Raw genomic sequence first — 23,988 nt, 5'->3', positions numbered from 1 at the left:
TGCAAATAAAAAAAAGCCCACCTAAATAGATAGATGGGCAAAATGTATTTGAATAGGTTTATCCTGTTAGAGCAATAAGCCATACAGCCATGCCAGCGGCAAATAGATAACTGTGTAAAATATCGACAAGGCGATACCAATAACCACAGCAATCACAGCAAGGCGTACATAGATTTCCACTGCGCCTACAATGAGGCGCACCGGATATTCTATAAACTTACTCTGACTGGCTGGCAAGTTACTCTCTTTCGGTGAAATAGTCATCTAACTGCTCCGGTAGTTTCTGACGATCCTCGCTGGTAAAGTCCTTCTTATCCAAACGACGCTCTGCCGAATCTTCAATCTTATCAATATCTACATTAAAGTGTTCGGGATTGCGTTCGTTCCAGGCGTCCATGTCATTATAAAGCTCGTCAACTCTATCGTAGTCCTCTTGATATAGCGCCTCTGTCAACTGTAGAGCAAACTGATTTTGCTTGTCAAGCACCATGTTTTTCATGTGGTACTTCTCGCTACGTTCACGGCCTTGTTTAGCATTGGACGCTGGGTTGAACTGTAACGCACCTTTAATGACAGCATCAGTGCGGTCCATATCCATCACCTTATCGCCTTTTTGGTTGCGGTAAGCGCCATTGTTCCAAATCTCAATACCTGCTGCTGCGTCTCGTACATAACGAGGTGCTGCTATAACGGCTGCGTCTTTGTACTGGCCTTTCGTGATCATATCGCCTGCGGTAAAGAAGTTTTCAAAGAATCCGCTTGATGCTCCAATGACTTCCGCCCAATCACCCTCTTTTGGCCTAGCAAAGTCAGTACCAGGGATAAAGTTACCCATGTTCGAGCGACCATACATATCAAAGCGTGTTTTTTCACTAAGCAAGCCGTACATAAGGGCATCGGCATTATCTTTGCCAAGCTCGTCCTGAAGGAATGCAGTCAAATTAGTTGCACGACCAAACAATCGATACAGCAAGCCTTCTACAATATCACGCAAATCATCAGTGAATGGCAAGCCTAACGCGCCAGCCAATAAGAACTGCCACGTCATAGCGACTGCGATTGATTTAACCTCTTTATCGCGCCCGTGACGAATCATCTGCTCAGCATAGTTAATACTAAACTGCTTAAACACCATGACCAACGGCCCAAACTGTCCAAGCTTACCAGTACCACGCGCCAGCCCTGAACGATTGCCCTTATTATAAACCCCTTGAGTCTGTTGAATCACTGATACTGCAAAGTCATAGCGACTGTTAAAGCCTTCCGCTTTCAACTTAGCATCACCCATTGTCTGCGCAACTTTGAAGGCGGCAATCATGGTGCCACGACGGTTGATTGTCTCTGACACCTCAGCGGCCCAACCAGCGGCACGCGATAAGTTGCCCCATAGACCGCTAATCACGCCAGCCTTACCACGCTCAAGCCCTCGGATCATCCAGATATTTTGCGGATCAAGATGACCTTCACGAGTCATGCGCAAGTAATCCTCTTTTTTCACCCATGCTGGCAAGTGGTCCTCAAAACCTTTCCAGCTAGGTGTAGCATTACCTGTGACCTTTTTACCGAACTCAAACGTCGCTTTGCCTGTGTACTTGGTGATAATGCCTAGCGCCTGTGTCATGTCTATATGCGCACGCGCTGCACCGACATAAGCGGTCAGCTTAGGTATGGTCTGAGTAAATGGCTGGGTAAAGTTAAGCACCATAAACGCGGTAGAAAATCCCATATAGTAATGGAATAGTAAGCCGCGCACGCCTGCAAACTCCTCTTGTGGGTTTTCCATATTAGCAAAGACGTTCTGAGCTTCACCTTGTAAGTTACCGTCCTCAATCTTTTGTATGGCGTTCTCGATCTCGCCATTATATAGAGCACGACCACTGTAGCGTGCGTTACTCATGACGAATGACGATAAGACTCGCGGCAAGTCCTCGCTATACCCTGGCACCTTCTTACGATGAATCAGGCGTTTTAGGGCGCTTTGATTGCTTATTGCTACCTTGAGGTACGCTTGATACGCACCGTCATCATCAAGGCCAAGCTCAGCGGCAAATAGCTGCACCGTCTCAGGGGATAAACCCTTACCTGTAAACTGCTTAAACGCATCTGGGTTTAGCGTACCAGTACCAACTTCAAAATCATTCTCGTTATACTTCTCTTTAAGCTCTTTGATAGCCTTGCGCTGCTGGCCCTTAGTTTCGTAGAGCTCAAACAAGTCTAGCTCATTGTTAGATTTGTCACGAACTTCAACGGCATAGTGCCCAAATCGCATCAACGGCGCATAGCCTTTTTCAACAAGATCGTCATACTTGACCGCGATACTATCCATCACATCAAACACTCCGTCTAACTGATTTTGCAAACGCTTCTCTGCGGCTGGCGTGATACTACCAGACTGAGCCAGCTTCTTGAGCTCGTCGGTCATGTGCTGCTGTATCATTAGGTTGTGACCGATGGGTGTTAGCCCTGCCAGCTTTAACCTATTAATGGTATGAATATTAACCAGCTTAGTGCCCTTAGCTAATGATGATAGCGTATCGACTGTCATGTGAAGTACAGACGAATCAATAGCAGCACGAGCGCGTCGGTACATATCTTTTTGCTTGTCATCAAGATTGAATTTTGCCTCAAGCTCGGGATCAGTCCATACCTGATCTGCCATTGTGCCATCAAACAAGGCGCGACTGACTTTATCGATTGCCTCCCTACGCTTGCCAATCATCAATCGAGTATCCCATATTTCAGGCATGTATTCTTGCACGCGCCCTGCTTCGTTGTTCTCGTAAGCAATACGCGCCTGCACGTTTTCAAAAAAGGTTTTAAAGCTTGGGTTTAACATACCGACGTGTAGCGGTGTGGCCAGATGACGACGTAGCAGCAAGCTTAGGTTAAACTTAGATGATAGTGCGGTCGCGCCTGCCTGCTTAGCGGCATCAATCGCTTTTTCTTTGGCGGTGGTTGGGTTGGTGTCTACCCCTAAGTTTGAATAGCGACGGCTAAAGCGAATATCATTTTCCTGACTATACTGCGGCATTGCTGCGGTATTATCCATGCCAGCAATAGTTACGTTATCTATGCTTTGCTCTGCCAGACGCTTAACCATACGCTCAGCAAGTTGCGTTATATCATTAGGTGTTAGTTTTAATTGCACACCTGTATTAGCGCGCACCCATGCACGCACGCCAGCCATGACACGATTCACAAAACGCTTAATCACAGCGAGTGGGCCGCCTCGCTCAGTGGCTTGCGCATACTCAGTGATGAGATATGGGATATATTCATCGCGTGCTTCACTAGCGCTGTAGGTGCTCGCCTCTGCACGCTGCTTGGCTCTTACTGCATATTTGTTACCAGACTTAACTAAATCATAGAAGTTTTCCATAAGCCCCATGTAAGTTTGCGTTGATAGCATACCTTGAATACCGGCATGACCGCCAAGCTCATGCAGCAATGTTGCCACTGCCGTATCAGTGGTTAAGTTATCAGCAATCAGTACGACCTTGCCTTGATAATAAAAGCCTTCTGCATCACTTGGGATAAGCAAGCGACCGTTGTTATCAACAAAATCATTGAGCGCGCGCACTCGTAGCTTACCAGCCTTGATAAGACTGGCAACAACGTCTTTACCAAAACGATCTTGCAGCAAACTAATAACTTGCTGGCTGGTAGTGCCAGTCAATCCTTTGGCTGGATTGGTTTTAGAATACTTAGGTTCTTCAGTACCAGGTACACGATCTTCTTCGGTAAGGCTATCAGCATCCTTTTTTGTGACAATCTCAGGTGCAATAAACTCTTGCTCGTCGTACAACGGCATGCCTACACTATCTTTTGCTTCAAGATAAGGAATGGTGGTTGAGCCTTTATCGTCCTCTGCGACAACAAAGTAACCGTCCTTGCTGTATTGATGACCAGTTACCACAAAAGGCTGTTTGCCGTAGAAAACCTCAGAATCCATTGGCGCACCTTGACGCAACCATACTGGCGCTGGGATTGGGTTTAAATCCAAATCAGCTTCAAGCGCTTTGATCTGATTACCAACACGCTCAAGCTCTGCCTTCTGGGTAAATGGCTGTGTAACGGCTTTCTTTAAATGATTAACCGTGGCTTTTGATTTTTCAATACCTGCCTGCTTCTTCTCTATTTGCTTAGGTAGATTACGCATGACTGACTCTAAGCCAGTAATACCCTTGCCGCTAAATGTCTGGCCGCCCATTGTTAGTACCAACTCAGGATTAGGCGCGCCATGCTTAAACACTATTGACATAGGCGTGCCAGCATAACTCCCAATCTTGGTTAATGGGTCACCAAGTCTGACATTTTTCTTAATGTATTCATCTAGTGCTGCCGTAGCATCAGCGCGTTTATCGTAGGTTTTACCATCAATAGTTACATTAAAGTTGTCGCGCTGGCTGGCAAGTGCATCTTCAACCGCTTGAGGATTGATTGCATCGAGTGCTGCCTGGTTATTAACTGCAAGCTCTGTTTGCGTGCGGATTTCTCTACGCATGTCAGCAATGCCGCGAGTGTATAAGCGCTCTTTACTGTTTAGTTGGTCCTGCTTTTTCTGTAGTTTAACGCGCTGCAAAATACGCGGATCACCAGCGGCTTCTGAGAACGACTCTAAAATATCGCTTTCTTCCTCTACTGCATCACCCTCGATTGTACGAGCGCTACCTTTAGCTTTCATAAAGGCGGTGATAAAGCGCTGCTTGACCGCGAGTATCTGCCAGCGCTTACCGTCCAAGCGGTCAGTCATATAACGGTATTCTAAAACCGTGTTCCATTGGTTCCCCTGTCGCTGGCCACGTCCGTTACGCTGCTCTAACTCACCAGGCATATAAGGGGCGTCCATGTGGTGCATGGCGCGCAAGTTGCGCTGCATGTTGACGCCTACGCCTAGCGTTTGCGTGCTACCAATCACAACACGAATCTCACCGCTGTTCATGGCGGCTGCAATTCTACTGCGCTCCTCCTTCTTGGTTTTACCGCTGACCACTGCTATCTGCTCTCGCGGTATGCCAGACTGAACCAATCGTTCTACCAAATCCAGCACTGGTGAGAATATATCAACGGTAATGCTTGGGTTTTTCTCGCCTTGTGCGTTACGGCCACCACTGCGTGTTGCCTTAGTTCCGTACCCTTGATCCATAAAGATAACCTGACTAGCCAATTCGTGACTGTCATAAATATCTTTAACATTTTTGATCACGCGACTGGTTTTGCTATTCTCGTCATCAGGCACTTGCCCTTCTTTACCAACCAAATCAGGGTCTAGCAATCGGGCGTCAAAACTAGCGGTATCAGCCAAGCGGCCATAGATTAATGGTGAGCGATGATCCCCATCTTTCATCCATTTTCTGCGAGTCTTACCGTCAGCGTCGCGCCACTCTGCCGCGTACTCTTGCACCTGTGCAAATATCCGCTTCTGTTCTGCGGTCATGTCTGCAGACTCGTTAATAACCTTTTTGTACGGTCTGTCTTTTGCGCCTTCGGTTCTGCCGTTTAGCAGCTCTGCACGTTCAAGATCAGTAAGGTTATCACTCATAATCTTGCCAGATTCCGTCTTACGCGGCTGCATTTCAGGCATATCTTCAGCAAACACGGTATCCATGTACTGACCGATCATCTGACGCAATTCAGGCACGTTTACAAAGCCTGCTAAGCGTGTGACCATTTCATAATCACCAGCGCTTGATAGCTCAACGTCCTGTGTCTCAGTAGCAAACGAACCAAACCAGCCATCCCAATCTGATACAGCCGCTTCATTCATCTCTGTTTCCATCACGTAGCGCATTTGATGGTAAATCTCAGTAATGGTATTGGTGATAGGTGTACCAGTAAAGGTGTGCACGTTACCGCCATTGTTCATCTGACGAACATATCGCGTTAAAAATTGCATCTGAATAGAGCGCTGCGACGTGCTTGTATTCAAGCCTTTCATCTTCATGCGCGTCACAATAGGTGGTTTTTTAAACTCATGCACCTCATCGACCAAGATCATGTCGATACCTAGGTCCTCAAAGGTGACTGCGTTCGCCTTACTTGATTGCTGGGCCTGCTTTTTAATGGTTTCAATGATACGTTTGCGAGACTTGGCCAGCTCTTTTGCAGTAGTAGAGCGAATCTTACCAATAGACTCGTCATCATCAAGATTGATTTTACTGACATTCTCACCATCTTCTTCAGCAGCTTCTCTAAACTCTTGCTCAAGTGAGGCAATATCATCAGCCGCCATAGCCATTAAGGTATCTTCGGTTAATGTCATGCGATCAAGAAGAGAGTGAGGCATTACAATAACGTCCCAGTCATCATTGGCTATCTGACGCAAACGAATATCACGGAACTTAGGTTCAAGGTTATTCACGTATAGCACACGCGCTGATGGGTACATCATGCGGATTTCTTCTGCCACCGCTGCACTGTTGGCGTTATGGGCAAAGATAATCGGCTTTTTAGCGATACCATATCGACGCGACTCGATAGCGATACCGCCCATCGTAAACGTCTTACCAGTACCTACTTCATGCGCATTAATACTGCGGCGGTTGACGATAGCACGCCATATCGCATTGGCTTGGTGTTCACGTAAGTTAAACTCACCCTTGCCTAGTGATAGCGCCATACCTTCAAAGGTTAAGAAGCTGCCGTCATACTTAGGTGTGGCCCAGGCATTGCGCGCTTCGTTGTATTCTTTTTCTAAATCGGTTCGACGCTCAGGGTCACTCCACAGCCACTCGCTAAAGTCACCGCGAATTTTGGCGATACGCTCATTGGCTTCGCTTGTGGCTTCATGGTCATAAACCTCTTCACCGTCAATCTTTCTTGTGATACGAACGACCTGGTTACTAAAGGCGGCCTGAACCAATGCACTAAAGTGATAATGATGGGTACCGTAGTTTGTGCGCGCTTCTGCGGCATGGTTCATACCCTTGCCAAGCTTGACCTTCCAGCGACCTGATAGGAATGATACGTTTATATTGTCCGCGTCGCTCTTGCCTAGCATGTGGGCAATATAATCTTGATAGGCTTCTGGCGGTATCCAAGTTGCGCCTAGTTTGGTTTCAATATTGAAGTAAGGCACATCTTCAGGAACGACAGCTTTTAATGAAGCGACGTTATCTTTCATCGCCTTATTTCCATCTTTAAGGGCCGCTTCTGCTTCTCTTAGTTTTTGGCGCACGTTGCCTGATAGGTAAATATCAGACGGCACGATGTCACCGTTCGGGCCTTCAAACACTGCACCGCTATCTTTAAGCTCTTTGCGGATTTCTTGCTCAGACTTATCCGTTAGCTCTGCAATCTCTTTTAACGTGGGGTTTACTGATTTGTTACGTGCCAGCACATAAGCATCACGCACACTTGGGTTTTTGATAGCAGCCTTACCACGTGTTGTACTTCTGCTCATAATGGTGGCTGGCTTGCCGTCGTCTTGCTCAAGTGCTGCTAAGTCATAATAGAATGGGTCATTGACGCGATCCATATATTTAAGCGCGTAAGAGTCGCGCAGACTGCCGTGGTTCTTTGTAAACGCATCATAAGCAGACTTTAACGCCTTGCGTTCTGTCTCAGCTTCTTGCCCGGCACGCTCTTTATCAACGAGTGCGGTAAATTTTTGACGTAAATCAATAGCGTCCTTGATCTGAGTCTCACGATCAAGCGTCGTTGCTTTGGATTTCACCTCATAACTGGTAACGTCTTGGGCCTTAACCATCTGATCACCGCGAGCAAGCATAAGCTCGCCTGCATCATTGGTGAACAATGAACCGTGACGCTCGCCTGTTGCGTTAGCGTAGTAGGTTAGATGGTCGGTTGTGGTGTCGGCCTGCATGACGTTCTCAGGCACCAAGTCGATTGCCTGTTGTAAGCGCTCTTCCATGTTGTCTGGGCGACGAACAATCATGCCTGCACCAAATTTAGTGGTGCCGCTGCCAAAATCAATCGTACCAATGATGTTTTGAGGGTTATCGATATAGTATTGGCTTAGCTTGATGGTTTCTCCTGATGGGGTAACATAATCATTAACTGCCACCCATGTTGCATCTTCTGGCACGATAGCGGCTTTCTCGGCACGCTTGCGCAAGATGACAATATCGGTTACTACGGCGGTACCAGCATAATCTTTAAACGCGCCAGACGGCAAACGAATAGCAGCCACTAGGTCGGCTTGTTTGGCAAGCTCGCGTCTGATACCTTCGTTCTGCTTATCCATTGTGCCGGACGATGTGATGCTAATCACAAGACCGCCTGGTCTTACTTGATCCATCGACTTTAAAAAGAAGTAATCGTGCAGCATTGGGTTTAGCTTGTTGTAGCGACGGTCTGCTACTGGTGTGTTTTCAAAAGGATAGTTACCGATCACCACGTCATAGAAGTTATCAGGCGTTTTAGACTCCTGATACCCCATGACTTGAATGTTTGATTGTGGGAATAGCTGCTTAGCAATCGAGCCTGTCATTTCATCAAGCTCAATACCGGTGAGTTGACTGCGCGATTGTACGTGCGCTGGCATCATGCTAAAAAAGTTACCAGTACCCATAGACGGTTCTAGCACGCGACCACCAGTAAAACCCATGCGCTCAACCATAGACCACATCGCCATAACGGTAGGTGGGTCAGTGTAGTGGGCATTGGTAATTGAGCGCTGTGCTGACTTCCAGGCAGACTCGCCCATCGTCTCACGCAACCATTCACCGCGATCTTTCCAGACGCCCTCGTCTTTATATTTAGGATGATCCCATGAACCTTGAAATAGCTCTTGGCCAAAAGAACCCCAGCCAATATATCCGGCTAATATCTTTTGTTCTGCTGGGCTGGCTTGGCGACTTTCTGTTTCAAGACGCTGTAGCAGCTCTAGCGCTTCACGGTTTTTATTGAATCGCTGTACCGGTGTGCCACCGACAATCTCTAGTGGATTTTCAATTAATAGGTCGGTTGCGCTTGCTTTGGTAGCGGCTGGTGAAGTGGCTCCGCTGTCTGTTGCTCGCTTTCCGGCTCTAGCATTAGATGTTCGCGTGTCGCCTGTTCCTTCGCGTCCGATCTCGGCATTCCGCTGGCTTGGTACTGATCCTTCGTCTGCCACATTCGCTCCTGCACCACGAACGCTAGGTCGTCCAGCACTTGCAACTTCGTCAGTCGCGCTGTCATTTGTGGGCTGTTCTGTTGCCACGTCTCCACTATCTGCTGGTGTAGCTCCTGATTGTGGGTCACTTCCTCGCGCTCGTACTTCCGGCGCTCCTGCTTGATCCTGCGTGCCTGCTTCGGTGTCATCATTGGTATTCTCGCTTATCTCTTCCACTGTCTTGAATTTATCAGCGCGTCGGCTCACATCATAGGCTGGGCCTTCACCGCCTAGATTGATACCTACTGGCTCGCTTGCCATAAAGTTGCCTTCTGGCTTTGATCTTATACCGTTTTTATCTTCATAGATAGGCTCACCTTCCGTGTTCTCACCAACAAATAGGCGCTTGTCGTTGCCTACGTCGATGGATTCTGGGTGTTTTGGTTTGGCTGGCGTGGTAGGCTCGCTTGCCTGCTCAGTCTCAGCCTGCACGTCATCAAAGAACCCACTTTCTACAAGCTCGTTAAACTGCTTGCGGCTATCTTCTACACTATCCATACCTGTAGTGTCGAGCTCGTCAAAGTTGCGCGCTGCTTCCCATGCTGGCAAAAGATAGCTTTTAACCTTCACGCCTGCGTCATCGATTAGCAGTGTAGCAAAGTCAGTAAAGTTACGAATACCGCCTTCAATATATGCTGCTGCTAGGCCCATTGCTGCAAAAGAAGCTTTAGGATCAAAGCCTGAGTTTAGGTTACCCAAACTGCTTTTTAGTGTAGCGCGGTATTCTGCTGCTGCTTCTTTAGTGACCACCTTATTTTTATCTAAAAGGCTGGCACGCAACTCTGCTGCGGTTTTACGTTTAGGCTTAGCGTCTTGTGCGCTCACATCATTCTGTGTTTTCTCAGTAGCGGCTTTCTTCGCCTCGGCTCGTTTGGCTGGCGCGGACTGCTCGCCAGTCGGTGTAGATGGCGTGGTTCTGCTGCTGGTTAATTCTGCAAACTGCTCGTCGGTAATATTTTTGGGTTTCTGTGACTGGTTGTACGCCTCAACTTGCGCGAATCTATCATCATTTACCGCGTTTACAAGCGCTGGGTACTGACCTGCCTTTGAGTCCAAAAAATCCCTAAGTGTCATATCATTGTTTGCATAGGCGATTACAGCATCCTCAACATCCCACATGATTTGTTTCGCTTTGCGATCGGCTTTATCAGCCGCCGCTTGGTCATCCTTATTCTTCGTGCGCTTAGCCTTATTGATTAATTTTTTAGAAGGCAACATGACTAGGTTGTAAACATCATCTAACGACATGCCAAATGTATCTAGTACATTAGCCTCGTCTGACTTGTACTTCTCTTTCCTGTCGTCGCTCTTTTTTTGCTGAGACTGTATGCTCTCTGATATCTTATTGTTAGCATCTTGAATAGAATTATCTCTAGCTTGTCTTGTGGCAATATCGTCATTCAACACAAAGCGTATGGCTCCAGCAACTTCGCCAGCCGCTATAGAATAAGCTGATACAGAATCTGATTTTCTATTACCATAAGACATTCCATCTATTAAACTACCTCTTTTTGACGCATCGTCAAATGCTTTTTTATACCAGTCTGAGTTAGGCTGTATTAGTCTGCCAGCTGCTTTAGCTGCATTACGAACATGAATTTCTTTCTCGCCTAGCAAAGCAAGTCGTTCATCTTTACTGGCGTATGATGTGGCTATATCACGGACAGATTGACCGCTTGATTTCGTACTTTCCGATGCTGTTTCCGCTTTCACTACAGAAGACTGAGGCGGTTTTACTGGGCTGGCGGGCACTGTTTCCGATTGTGCTACATCGGCTTGAGGTGAATCGGATTTGATTGACTGCTTCGGCTGTATCTCAAAGCGACTCTTGCCAGCACTCACAACTTCATGCGTATCGCTAATACCCTTCTTATCAATAAACGCTTGCGCCTTATCCTGCTTACCGAACCACTTAGCATTACCGTCTTTACCAATAGCGACATCATTGTTAGGTGCTGTCTCAGTTTTTGCGACTGGTGTAGGCGTACTGTTATTTAATGAGCGACCTTGTATTTCATCGACGCGATTAGCGAACACCTCAAACTCTGCGTCTGTGCCGCCATACTCACCATTTTCATCAAGCGTCATACCCAGATCAGTAGCGGCTTGCTCCTGTGCCTGCGCATAACTTGGCTTGGCAGGCGCGTTCGCAACAATCTCAAAACCACCGCCTTTTACCTGATTAATAGTTACACTGTTAGGATCAAGTTTTTGCTTCTTTATAGCGGCTTTTGCGGCTGGCTTGCTTTTATAAATACCTTCGTTAGTAGTTGGCGCTACATCTACTTTAGCCTGTGTAGGCGCTGGAATATTGATAGTAGGGTTTTCGTCAGTCAACTGTGTGGCTGTATCTGTCTCTACTGGCGCTGCTGGCGTGTAATTTTCAAGCTCTTCGTTTATTTTTTTTAGCGATTCTTCTTGTTGCGCCACGGTTCCAGCGCTAGGCGTACGACGCTTAGTTGTTGCGCTAGGTGCTTGCTGTGCTGGCATGGTTAAACCATTGGCAGTAGGTGCTACTGATTGCTGTGATTGTGGCGCTAATGGCGGCTCACTGATAGGCTGCGCTTGAGTATCGCCACCTTCACGCGCTTGCCGTACCGCATTAAGCTGTCCGGTCATCCACTGGTGCAACTGCTTTTGCACACCTTCAGGTAGGCTTGCCCAATCTGCCTTGGCAACATTCTGCTCTATCTGTCCACCGAACGCATCAGCGATTGCTTTGGCTTTGATAGCGGCTGGCATGTTGCTATCCCAAAAACGTGCTAGGTTAAACGGTGTGCCATCAGCACCGACAACGGTAGTATCAAACGATTCATTCTCGTAAGGCTGTGCAAGCTCTGCACGCTTGGCAATCTCGGCTTCTGCTTCTGCACGCTCTATATCGCGCTGCTGCTTTAGCTGCTCTGCGGCTTGGCGTTCGCGCTCCGTCTTAGCGTCTGCTGTTGCTTGCTCAATTTCTGCGTCAATTTGCTGCTGCTTGGCGCGCTGTGCGGCTATGTACTCATTAATAGTGGCACCTGTACCTGCAATCGCTTGTTGCTGCTCTGCGAATGCGGTATCTTCCACTTTAGCAGCTGCTCGGCTTACCACACCGGATAAGCCTTGCTTATTCTCACCACGCTTGTCGTCGTACCAGGCTTGCGCGGCTGCTAAAGATTCTTCGACTGGCTTGCCAGCGCTATCATCGTCAATTGCTTCATCGAGCGCTTGCTGCTCTGCGATAAGCTCAGCGATCTGCGCATCTTGCGCGTCAAGCTCTTGCTCGCTTGGCTGACTGTCAACCACTGGCTGTGCTTGTGCGGCTGGTGCGCCTTGTGGATTAAGCGCGTCCTCAAAGCCTTGTTCATCAAGCTCAGTTGCTCCATCGACTTGACCGTCAAACTCTTGGTCAGTGCTATTGGTAGGCTCAATACGTGGTGCGCGACGTGCTAGAGATGTGCGAGGAATACCGCGACGCTCAGCCTCACTTGCCATTGCATCAAGCGCGGCTTTGTTTTCTTGAAGCTGTACGGTTAGTGCCTGACCTTCTGCCGATCTTGGCGATACAGCGGTAATCTGCTCTTGTAGCTGCGGTATGGTCGACGCAATATCAGCATAACTTTGCTGCGCGGCTTTGAGCCCATCTTGCGCTTGCTTTAGTTTTGAGTTGCGCGTACCGACATAGGTAGCACCGCCCATCAGACCGCCTAAAACACCACCCATTAGGACCGCTTCTGTATTCTGTGCGGTATCAATCTTGTCTTTTACGCCCACATCAACGGCTGCTTTTTGAGCCACATAATCGGTGTAACCCTCTTGCGCGCCCTCTTCAGCGACGTTTAACCCCACAATGCCAGCGCCTACGGCTGTAGGAATAGCGGCTCCTGCTACCTTGCCAGCATCAGCACGCACTGCAAGCTTGTTAAATACCTTTTGGCCCCATTGACTGACTGCACCACCAGCGGCTCGGTTGGCGGTGAATGAGCCGACACCTGGCGCCATCATGCTAAGTGCTAGTGTTGCAAGGCCCACGTTTTCGCCTGACTCTTCGGCAATCTCGCTGATTGTCTGATCACGCGCTTTCGCGTGCGCCTCATCCTCACTCATGCCAGCTTTGACGTTTTTGTCAAACATACCCTTGTAGATATCTTGCGAGCGTTCAGCGCTGGCAAGCTGCTCTGACGTTGCATTTTCCAGCTCATCTTTGGTGCTATCGCTACCATCAAGATAAGCTTGTGGGTACATAGACGCGCCAGCCACACCATAAGAAGCGGCTGCCGTTGCTTTGGCACCTGCACCTACCGCCTGAACACCTTTAGCAGCTACACCTGCTGCCCCAAAACTAGCAGCAAGCGCTGGCACCTGCTCAACGGCTGATACGGCAAGCTTTTGTGAGAAGTTGCCGTTCTGCTGAATATCGCCATACGCCTGATAGACGTTATTAGATATATTATCTTCATAGCTTTCTAGCGCTTTTGCACCGCGATCAAAGATACCACCGTCGTCATTCTCGCCCACATCAGCGGCAAGCTGTAATGGTGCGCGTAGCAATCTTGATGTACCTGTAGCAAGCGCACCGCCTACGGCTGATACCGTGTCACGAGCTGCATGTGAGGCGGCTTGCGCGCCTACCGTGTTATTGCGGATAGATTCATTGGTACGATACTCATTATCAAGCTCGCGCTGCGTTTGCTTAGGCTTGCGTAGCGTACCAATTTTTTGTTGTGCTTCCGCTTTAGCGGCCTGCAAGTCTTTATAGTTTTTATTGAATAGGCTTTCATAAGTCTGATTGTATTTTGGGCTGCCTGGCTTTAAGTGAGGCGCACGCGCTTTTAGCTCTTGCTTGAGTTTAGCCTCAACCTTGGGCTTCCAAGTATTATTCTCCCACTCGCGCAAGGCTTTGGCTGCCACTTTCTTGTCTTCATTGGCATAGCTTTTATTAGTGGCCACATCAAAACCTTTTGACACCGCACTGCGGCTATCACGAGTTTTGCGCTGCTTCTCAACGGCTGAACTAGCAATGCTGAATAATTTATCGTTTAAGCTCATATTGTCTCTACCAGTCCATGTTGTCGTTTAAGTTGTTCATATAATCAAAGCTTTCTGCGGCTGCTGGATCGGTTTTTGGTGGCGTCAATCCACGCGAGTACAGCGCTTGCAGCTTACCCGTCTGTGTGGTCTGTCTTGTTGGCGCTGGGGTTCTTGCCTGCTGACCTGGTAAGGTTAAACCGCCTGCGGTCACGCTACCACCACCTCTTGCTGCTGGATTGAAGCGCTCAATAGCCTGTCTAATCTCTTTAGCGGAAGACACGCCAGCAATGCTGTAGATGATCTGATTTGTTAGCGCTGAACGCTGTGCCTTTGTCATCTGGCGTAGCTTGCTGGCAGGAATTGCTTTTTGAGCGCTTAGGTAAACATCACCATAAATATCACTGACTTCTTGCGCACTGCCAGCCTTACCCATATCACGTAGCAATGCTGCGGTTTCTGCCAAAATAGCGGTACTGGTAGCATCGGGTTTAAGTCCAAGTGATTTCAGGGATTTTTGAGTTTCAGACAACCCTTTAGTTATTACTGCGTCATAGTCTTTAGCAGTGTTGGTCGCAGCCACGCTTTCGACTTTTTTACTACCGCCTTTTGGTGCTTTAGGTACGCCTGGTACTGAGCGCTGTACTTGTATTGGACCTGAGCTATGCTTGGTTAGGTAGTCAGTAAGCGATGTACCTAGTTGGTCTTTAGGGTTGTATCTGCCGTTGGTTTGCACAAACTTATTCATGCCACCTTTGCCACCAAGATGACCGACGGCAACCAACCCACTAAGCGTCACTGGTACACCGTTAATTACCTTGCCAACTGCGCCAGTAGCTTGTGCTGCTTTTGTCAAATCACTAATGTGCCACTCATTGACTGCTCGCTGCTGTGCTGCTGGCAGGTTTTTAAACTGAGTTGCTGTGATTGGCGCTGTGCCTGTGGCGGTAGCGTAGTCTTGCAAACGCGCATCACCCATCTGTATTAAGCCACCAAAATTTCTGCCGTCAGTATTGGTGCGAAAGGCTGCACTATTACCACTGCTCTCTGTACCAGTAAGCGAATTGATAATAGATTGCACGTCATCGCCACCACCAACGATAGGCGTACCACCTGCATCAAGGTCTGATTGCGCGGTGCGAATGCCAATATTGTTTTGAGCGTTCACGTTGGATAGGTCTACAGCGTTGGCGTGTCTGACGCCTAGCTCATCAATAGTAAAGCCATGTCTTACGCCCAGCTCATCAATGGTATAGCCATGCTTGACGCCCATTTCATCTATCTTATAGATGTGATCGCGCTTCGCTTTGATATTATCAGCTTCAACATCGACGCCTTTTTTGGCGGTGTATAAAGACAGCTCGCTCTGATCCTTCCGTTGCTGCTTGGCAATTTCAGCGGCATAAGCAGCTTTTTCTGCGGCAATCGCTTCACCATTCTGTAGTTGGTTATACCCTTCCATCAACTGCTCATACGTCACTGAGTCAGTGCGGATAACCTTGCCTGTCTCTTTATCAATGATGTTTTGGAAGTAGTACGTGTTGCCGTTCTCATCAGTGCGAGAAGCTACTTTGCCATTTACGTCACGTTCTACGTTTATCTTGTACGGCAAGTCACTATGGCTGTTTGCACCTTGCACAATGGCATCAATCGCGCCTGATTCATCGCCCATTTGCTTGAAGTATTGAATCTGGTTATAAGTCTTACTGTAGTTTCTTTGGTTGACAGAATCAGTGCGCGTGTCTTTTGCTTCATCAAGCTTTAGTGTATCTGCCTGATAGCCCAAATCATGGTTCTCTTGCGCGTTCTTATCTTGCTGCGCTTGACGTGCCAGCTCGCGCTCTTTATCAGCAACGCGCTCAGCTTCATTCTTTTTGTCTTGCTCATACCCCATGATGTTTTGGGCAAAGCGATTGGTGAACTGCGCCACTCCGGTTAAGCCACTCATAATTGTCTCCTAGTTACATGAAAAGGCCAGTGCCAGAGCCAGTTGAGGCTGACTTATTACCGTATTGGTCCCACGCCTTATAGACGGTTGAGCCAAGATCAGCCCAACTGTTAGCTGCCGCATTACCGTCAGCTCTCGCTTGATCGGCTTTATTGGCGTAGGTTTGTGACAGCGCAGTTGATGCACTTGCTGAGGCGGCCTGTGCGTTATTGAGCTTATTGACACCCAATGTTAAGGCGTCCTGCTGGCGTGCAAAGGTTAAATCTTCTGCTCGGTTAGATTCCTGACGACGCGCATTATTAATAGTACCTACCTTAGCAAGGGCTTTTGATAAGGAAAGATCACGCCCGATAGCATCAGCACGACCGCTATTAGGGTTAATCCCTAGGCGCTGCATACTTCTCAAACTTGCAGCGCCAGTGTTGGCAAACTGTGTTTCTACATCGCCAATAGCATCCTGCGTTATCTGATCATAATCTGGCGTCACACCCTTTCTGACAGCGGCTAAGTAGTTATCTTCAATCGGTTTATAAAACTCGTCGTAATCCTTCTCTCTTTTTTTGGCGCTCTCGAGCTGCTGCTGCTGCAAAGCTATCGATGCGGCATTGGCTTTGTCGGCAGACTTTTGCGCTTTGTCTTGCTCGTTGCCACTCAAAACCCCACTGACGCCACCAATAACCGCACCTGCTGGACCGCCTGTTAAGAATCCAGTTGCCGCACCTAACAATCCACTTAGAAAACCCATAACACCCTCACTTATATTTACTATTTATTTAATGTTGATAAATTTTAGACACGACAAAAACCCAACCATCTATTGATGACTAGGTATCTGTTTGTTGTGAGGTGGCAAAGGCTGCCTAAGTGCTACAAGTGTTTTGCTTTTATTATGCAATCAGTATATCAAATTAATGTAGCAATCATGCCTCTTTATCAACGAGCATCCCATTTTTAATGTACTCGCGCGTATCATCAGCCTGCCTGTCAATCGGAGTGACAGACTCGTCATCACCTATTGGCATTTCCTCAATAAACCAAGACGGTCCCTCTACCGTCTTTACTATCTCACCTGTGTCTGTTTTATAGACTGCATAGTGTGCCATTGCTTACCTCCGCATGGTCATGGCATGGATGTATCGTTGTGATAAATTTGCAGTACCGCCACTCGATACGCGCATCTGTAGCTCGTAAACACCTGCAACGCCTGTACTGTCATGCCTAGACAAAGAGAACGTGCCAGCATTACGGTTGTCGTTGGCAATGTCAACTCGGTGACTATGGGAGCCAGCGCCGCCACTATGAACCCTTACAGTCCCATTGACACTCCCATAACCACTACCATTATAAGCACTACCTGAAAACGAGGCTCCATGATCGTGCGATAAATTAAAGCTTGTGGTGGTCATAGTTACCGATCTTGCCTCACTAAAAAACACTTCTATGTTATCAGCAATGACAGCACCACCCTTTACAATCCTACACAAGATACTCTGCACGCGAGCATAGCCTGGAAAGTTAAAGATAGCATTAAAATTCAGCATGGTGTGACCCATATCAGAAGGCACCGCCAAGCTTTGTATTGTGGTATAAAGAGAACCCACCTCTATACTGCCTTCTGTAAATGCTGACACAGGAACCGTTACCGCATTGCCTTTTATATCTAGCGTGTCAATAGATGCACGACGGATATAGGTATCATCTAGGTAGTTTCCTGCCGGGATAACCTCCCCATCAATCACCGTACCATCAGGGTATGAAACGAAGGGCACGCTCTTACTACCACTTTGGCCTTGTATGGCAAAACTGCTAGCCCTAACAATAAAGTCTACGGTTTCTCCATCATTGCCCAGCGCAATGCCGCCGACGACGCCGTTCACATCAGTCTTAATCGACCACTTAGCGTTAATGCCATCTATAGCGCTTTGCACTGTCTGCACCGAGGCTGTATTTTCATCGACGCTTGATTGAATCGTGTCAGTGCGCTTAGACAATGCGCTAGTGGCTGTTGCATTAGCGGTTATCTGCGTCTGCATAACGCCAGCATTATCTTCAAAATCAGCTCGAATCGTTTCTGTCTGCTCAGCTAACGCCTTTATTTCATCAACGCGCGTTTTGCTTTCTAACGATATGGCGGCTTTATTGCCGTCAATTTCGGACAGCACTGCATCAAATCTCTGGGCGGTGTAAATCCCCTCTTCAATAATAGCGCTACGCTCTGACCATACGCCCACCCCGTTTAGCGGATCATCCTCGCCAGCCCATCGGTCAGTGTCACTAGCCATACGCGGATTGACCTGAGCAAACACACCACTAATATCACGGGCATTAGCAGCGCTTGCACTCGCTGCCGTCTCCGCATTACGCGCTACAATCCCCTCGCTACCCATGACCTCATTATTGAAACTTGAGGATAGATTTGATATCTCGGTAGCATTGGTGTTGGTTTTGGTGCTGGTGGTCTCTAACTTTTGTACGATAGATGATAATGAATTAACTCCATCACCATTTATCTGACTATCTAATGAGGTTATTGACTGCGCGAGTGCTGAATCCTTGTCTGCGCGCGCCTTTTCTTCACGTAATAGTGCGGCATGACTCGCCCCTGGTGACGGCCTGCCTACCGCTATCCAGTCAATCTTAAAATAGTTTAGATTGTCAGCGCTGCTGGCAAGCTTGATATTAAACCCTGCAATAGCCCCCGACCACTCAAGGTAGAAATTAACAATAGCAAAACCATCTTCTGTGTACTCAGGTTCAGCCGATGCAAGGCTGCCACCAGCATAGCTCAGTAATGCGCCCCATGTTGGCGTTCCTATCTTTTGAATCCGCAGTTTAACGTGACGATACGTATTACCATCAATATCTACTACCGGGCTATTAATGGTTTCAGTGCGTACATTAATCCAACCATTGGCGTAAACACCGTTTACCCAGCCGTCATGATTTTTATCAAAGTGCCAAATCTCAAAACTATCAAACTGCTCACCCACGCCAGCCGATAGCAAGCTTACTTGCTCTGCCAATCCTTCAATGTCAGTCGCGCGTGCGGTGCGTTCTTGATGAATAAGCCCCGATGTTAACTGTGATAAGTCATCGCCGTTATAACCTCCGGTCATTTGCGCGGCGAGGCGATTTATCTGCGACGCCACCGCCTCGTTTTTAGTAACTAGGGTTTTATTAACTTCAGTGATGGTTGCTTTGTTATTACCTACCTCGGTGGTTAAGCCATCGACGCGCTTTGCCATCGACAAATCGTTTTCAATAATTGCACTGCGCTCACTCCATGCGCCCACTAGGTTTTGCGGACTATTATCACCTGCCCACCCTTCGGTATCACCTGCCATTTTTGGATTAACTTGCGCGTAAACCCCGTCAATCCTTCTTGCATTTGCGCTATCAGCGGTCGTCAATGCCTCATAGTTATCTTGAATGGATGCAGTATTTTCGCCAGTGGTCGATACCAGTGTATCTATTCTACTGCTTAGCGAGCTATCAGCATCAGTACGTGCCTGTGTTTCTGTTTGAATAAGCGCTGAGTTTGCACCAGTGGTTGATACCAACGTGTCAATGCGGCTGCTTAATGCTTCATCTTCGGTGGTTCTAGTAAGAACTTCTTGATCTATGGATGCTGTATTAGTGCCTGTCGTTGCAACGAGTGTTTCAATCCTCGTGCTCAATGCACTATCAGCTTCAGTACGCGCTGCGACCTCTGTTTGGATGGCGGCAGCATTATCGCCAGTCGTAGCAGTCAGTGTATCAATACGGTTAGACATGGCACTATCAGCATTGGTTCGCGCGGTAGCCTCAGTCTGAATAGCGGCGGTGTTGCCATCGGTTGTTGCAACAATTGTGTTAATGCGCTTGCTAAGAGCCTCGTCCTCACTGGTACGCGCAGTCGATTCACTGATAATGGCAGCTTTATTATCATCCGTTACAGTGCTCAGCGTATCGATACGGCTAGACATAGCGCTATTAGCATCAGTACGCGCCTGCGTTTCAGTATTGATAGCAGCGGTATTCTGCTCAGTTCTAGCGCGAATAACATCGGTCTGCATAGCAAGTGCGCTATCTACTTCTGCAAGCACCTTGTAATTGCTTTGTATTAAAGCATTGCTGTTATCGAAATCTGCGTTCAAAGTATCAATGCGTTGACCTAGCGCAAAATCTTCTTCAATACGTGCTGATTGTTCAGTCCACACGCCAACATAACTTTCCGTATCACCTGCCCAGCCGTCCGTATCACCTGCCAGCTTAGGATTGATCTGTGCAAAAACCCCATCTAGTTTTGTGGCCGTCGCGGTTGTGTCGGTGGTTAGTGTCTCAATATCGCTAGTGATTAACGCTAAGCTACCATCGGTGTTGGAAGATAGGGTGTCAATGCGTCCACTAAGTGCGGTATCCTCAGTGGTTCTGGCTGTTACTTCTGATGTGATTGCTGCGGTGTTGCTGCCAGTGGTAGCAACAAGCGTTTCTATTCGATTGCTTAACGCACTATCTTCGTCGGCTCTTGCTATCTGCTCTGTCTGGATTGAAGCGGTATTTTCGTCCACTGTACTTAGAAGTATATCAATACGACTGCTTAATGCTTCATCTTCAGTGGTTCTTGCTAGCTGCTCTGTCTGAATAGCGGCGGCATTATCGCCCGTTGTAGCAGTTAAGATATCAACTCTACTACTTAGCGCCTCATCCTCGCTTGCCCTAGCAGTTGCTTCCGTCTGGATGGCTGCGGAGTTCTCATCTGTTGTTGCAAGAAGCGTATCAATCTTGCCGCTTAAAGCCTCATCCTCTGTCGTGCGCGCAATAACCTCACTTTCAATCAGCGCGGTATTGCTTTCAGTGCTTGCAAAAATAGTGTCAACTCGCGTTCCTAGCGCACCCACCTCTGTAGTCCTAACCTCAACCTCAGTCTGAATAGCGGCGGCGTTCTCGTCGGTTGTCGCTGATAAGGTGTCGATACGACTGCTTAACGCGCTGTCCTCTGTGGTCCTAGCTTCAACCTCGGTTTGAATAGCTGCTTTGTTGTCGCCAGTGGTCGTTACCAGCGTATCAACCTTACCTACCAAGGCGCTATCTTTATCAGCCATAACTGTTAATTTGCTTTCTATCAAAGCATTGCTATTTTCAAAACTGGCGTTCAAGGTATCAATGCGCTCACCAATAGCAAGTCCATCTTCGATACGAGCTGACTGTTCAGACCACACACCTACTTGAATAGTATCATCACCTGCCCATCCTTCGGTATCACCTGCAAGGCGCGGATTAACTTGAACAAATACGCCATCAAGCTTGGTTGCTATTGCTGAATCTTCGTTGGTTAGTGTCTCAAAATTGCTTGTTATTGACGCTGAGTTTTCATCTGTTTTAGCTGACACGGTATCAATACGACTACTCATGGCGTTATCAGCATCAGTACGTGCCGTGACCTCTGAGGTAATGGCTGCGGTATTTTGTCCTGTTGTCGCTGCAAGCGTATCGATACGGCTAGACATAGCGCTATTAGCATCAGTACGCGCTGTGACCTCTGTTTGGATGGCGGCGCTATTTTCACCAGTCGTAGCTGTTAACGTGTCAATACGACTACTAAGCGCTGTGTCCTGCGTAGTTCTGGCTGTCACCTCTGATTCAATGGCTGCTGAGTTTGCACCAGTGGTTGATACCAACGTGTCAATGCGGCTGCTTAATGCTTCATCTTCGGTGGTTCTTGCGCTGGCTTCGCTTGTGATCGCTGCTGAATTCGCACCGGCCTTAGCTATGACGCTATCTAACTTAACAGCGGTGGCTGCGTTTTCTGTCGCCTGAGTCTGATAGTTACCATCAATGACTGCTGTTATATCACCAAGCTCACCATCTATGCGCGAGCTAAGTCCTGATATATTAGTGGCGTTGGTTTCTGTGGCTGTGGTTAAAGTGGTTAAGCCCTGCGTGATGGTTGACGATAGATTGCTGGTTTCAGTATTCACTTTACTATCAAGCGTGGTTATTGATTGCGCAAGTGCCTCATCTTTCTCCGATCTTGCACGCTGCTCATTAAGTAAGGCTGCGCTACTAGCACCAGGCGATGGTCTGCCGACTGCTATCCAGTCAATAGAATAGTAATTAGTGGTGCTCGCGGTATCACTTAATCGTAAAGTAAAGCCCGTTACCGCACCGGTCCACTGCATACGAATAGATATGGTTGCAATACCGTCAAGGTCGAAGTCTGGTTCTTTCTCTGTTTGCTCAATAGCGCCATAAACAATCTTTGCGGACCATATAGGGTTGCCAACTTTCTTGATACGCATCTTTATATGGCGATACATAGAACCGTTAATATCAATCGCTGGGCTTGTTAGCGTGTCGTTGCTAACGTCGATGAATCCGTTGTTATACGTACCACCAGTCCAGCCATCCTTATCCTCGTTAAAGTGCCATATCTCAAACGGATCAAACTGCTCTCCTACGCCAGCGGATAACAAGCTCATCTGCTCAGCCAGCCCTTCAAACTCGGTAGCTCTAGCGGTTCGCTCTTGGTAAATAAGCCCTGACGTTACTTTATTTAAGTCACTACCTTTATATCCACCAACCATTTGCGCAGATAGCATGTCGATTTGATTCGCGACCACCTCTGTTTTGGTTACTAGCGCTGTATTCATCTGGCTAATAGTGGCAGTATTACTATCAATACTTGCCTTTACCACATCAAAGTTCTTTGCTGTCGCAAGTCCATCTTCAATACGTGCTGATTGCAAGGACCAAACCCCTGCAAAATAATCATTATCACCTGCCCAGCCATTAACGTCACCAGCCATTCTCGGATTGACTTGAGCATAAACGCCGTTAAACTGTTCGGTCAAGACGCCTGTTTCATTCTGACGCTGTGTTGTTTCATTTACAATATCTTGGGCTAACAAGTTATCAAGACGCAATCGCTCTGCACCTTCTGCGTCAATTTTGCTCTGTAATTCAGACGCCTTGTTTTTGACTTCTTCGATACGGTCCCGGCGTTCATCAGTTATCGCTTGGTTGGCGGCTATGGTTTCACTGGTTCTGATTGAGATTTCTGCTGCAATATCCTGACTATTTTTCAAAACTGCCGCTACGCGCTCATTGCGCTCATCCAATATCGCTTGATTAGCCGCTATCAAGGCGTCAACTCTCGCCTGCTCTTCAGCTCCTATGGCTTCACCGACAAGCTTTAGCGCTGCTGCTCTAGCGGACGCTTCATTGATAATAGCCTGATTAGAAGCTAGTATGTCTGCAATGCGTGCTTCGCGCTCTGATCCAATAGCTGTGTTAGCGGCAAGTATGGCAGCAATACGTTCTCGCGTCTCACCCTCTAACGCTGTGTTGGTTGCAGCAATGGCTTGAAGCCTGTCTTCTGCTTCTTGGGTTATCTTGCCGTTAACAAGCAATAGATCAGCCACACGCTCATTGCGCTCAGCTAATACTTGATCTCTGGTATCGCTTATCGCGTTTACTCGAGCCAAAACTTCTGCATCGATATCTTGCTGTAATAGATTCGAGCTATCTGTGATCGCTTGCACTCTATCGCGGCGCTCTTGTATAAGCGCCTCGTTAGCGGCCAAAACGTCAGCCACGCGCTGCAAACGCTCTTCACTGATAGCGTTTTCGTTTGAGGTTATCTTCTCAATACGTGTGCCTAACTCCTTGCTAAGCTCTGACTCGGTAATATGACCTCTGATTTTATCAAGGATAGGACCCACGCCCATTTCATTACCAATCACACCGACCAAATCTGCCCGAATCTTCTTATTTGACCTCAATACATAGCTTTGCACCGCTTTGTTAATACCGACCAACTCATCGGCTGACATTTTTTCTACTGCTTTTTTAAGCGACTGTAGAAATACTGTCGTGTCACGATCTGCATTTTTAGGAACGCTTGGCAGTGATATTTTTTTACTACTCATTGTTTCAC

The 23,988-nt window shown here is 47.7% G+C and carries 6 protein-coding genes; all 6 read right to left on the bottom strand.

Going from position 1 to position 23,988, the window contains the following annotated elements:
- Window positions 1-66: 66 nt before the first annotated feature.
- The 6 genes from BTW00_RS13895 to BTW00_RS02305 all read right to left on the bottom strand — a co-directional run bounded on the left by BTW00_RS13895 (window position 67) and on the right by BTW00_RS02305 (window position 23,980).
- A complete protein-coding gene (locus BTW00_RS13895; RefSeq protein ID WP_143506486.1) occupies window positions 67-264 on the bottom strand; it encodes a hypothetical protein in 198 nt (65 codons plus the stop codon).
- A complete protein-coding gene (locus BTW00_RS02325) occupies window positions 239-14,143 on the bottom strand; it encodes a PLxRFG domain-containing protein (RefSeq protein ID WP_075106042.1) in 13,905 nt (4,634 codons plus the stop codon). The genes BTW00_RS13895 and BTW00_RS02325 overlap by 26 nt, the downstream gene beginning before the upstream one ends.
- Before the next feature lie 7 nt (window positions 14,144-14,150).
- Window positions 14,151-16,070, bottom strand: coding sequence for a hypothetical protein (locus BTW00_RS02320; protein WP_075106041.1), 1,920 nt, complete (start codon window positions 16,068-16,070; stop codon window positions 14,151-14,153).
- A 13-nt stretch (window positions 16,071-16,083) separates the two neighbouring features.
- Window positions 16,084-16,815: a hypothetical protein gene (locus tag BTW00_RS02315; protein ID WP_075106040.1), complete on the bottom strand. Its 732-nt coding sequence runs from the start codon at window positions 16,813-16,815 to the stop codon at window positions 16,084-16,086.
- A 175-nt stretch (window positions 16,816-16,990) separates the two neighbouring features.
- On the bottom strand, window positions 16,991-17,173 hold the full coding sequence (locus BTW00_RS02310; protein ID WP_075106039.1) for a hypothetical protein: 183 nt from the start codon (window positions 17,171-17,173) through the stop codon (window positions 16,991-16,993).
- Window positions 17,174-17,176: 3 nt separating this feature from the next.
- Window positions 17,177-23,980, bottom strand: coding sequence for a DUF1983 domain-containing protein (locus tag BTW00_RS02305; RefSeq protein ID WP_075106038.1), 6,804 nt, complete (start codon window positions 23,978-23,980; stop codon window positions 17,177-17,179).
- Window positions 23,981-23,988 lie beyond the last annotated feature (8 nt).

Source organism: Psychrobacter sp. C 20.9 (assembly GCF_001921765.1).
GTDB classification, from domain to species: Bacteria; Pseudomonadota; Gammaproteobacteria; order Pseudomonadales; family Moraxellaceae; genus Psychrobacter; species Psychrobacter piscatorii_B.
The sequence above is the reverse complement of the archived record's forward strand: the minus strand, read 5'-3'. Positions and strand labels throughout refer to the sequence as shown.

Excerpts from the sequence above, each read along its gene's own strand:
- BTW00_RS13895 (WP_143506486.1), bottom strand. The coding sequence starts at position 264 with ATGACTATTTCACCGAAAGAGAGTAACTTGCCAGCCAGTCAGAGTAAG.
- BTW00_RS02325 (WP_075106042.1), bottom strand. The coding sequence starts at position 14,143 with ATGAGCTTAAACGATAAATTATTCAGCATTGCTAGTTCAGCCGTTGAG.
- BTW00_RS02320 (WP_075106041.1), bottom strand. The coding sequence starts at position 16,070 with ATGAGTGGCTTAACCGGAGTGGCGCAGTTCACCAATCGCTTTGCCCAA.
- BTW00_RS02315 (WP_075106040.1), bottom strand. The coding sequence starts at position 16,815 with ATGGGTTTTCTAAGTGGATTGTTAGGTGCGGCAACTGGATTCTTAACA.
- BTW00_RS02310 (WP_075106039.1), bottom strand. The coding sequence starts at position 17,173 with ATGGCACACTATGCAGTCTATAAAACAGACACAGGTGAGATAGTAAAG.
- BTW00_RS02305 (WP_075106038.1), bottom strand. The coding sequence starts at position 23,980 with ATGAGTAGTAAAAAAATATCACTGCCAAGCGTTCCTAAAAATGCAGAT.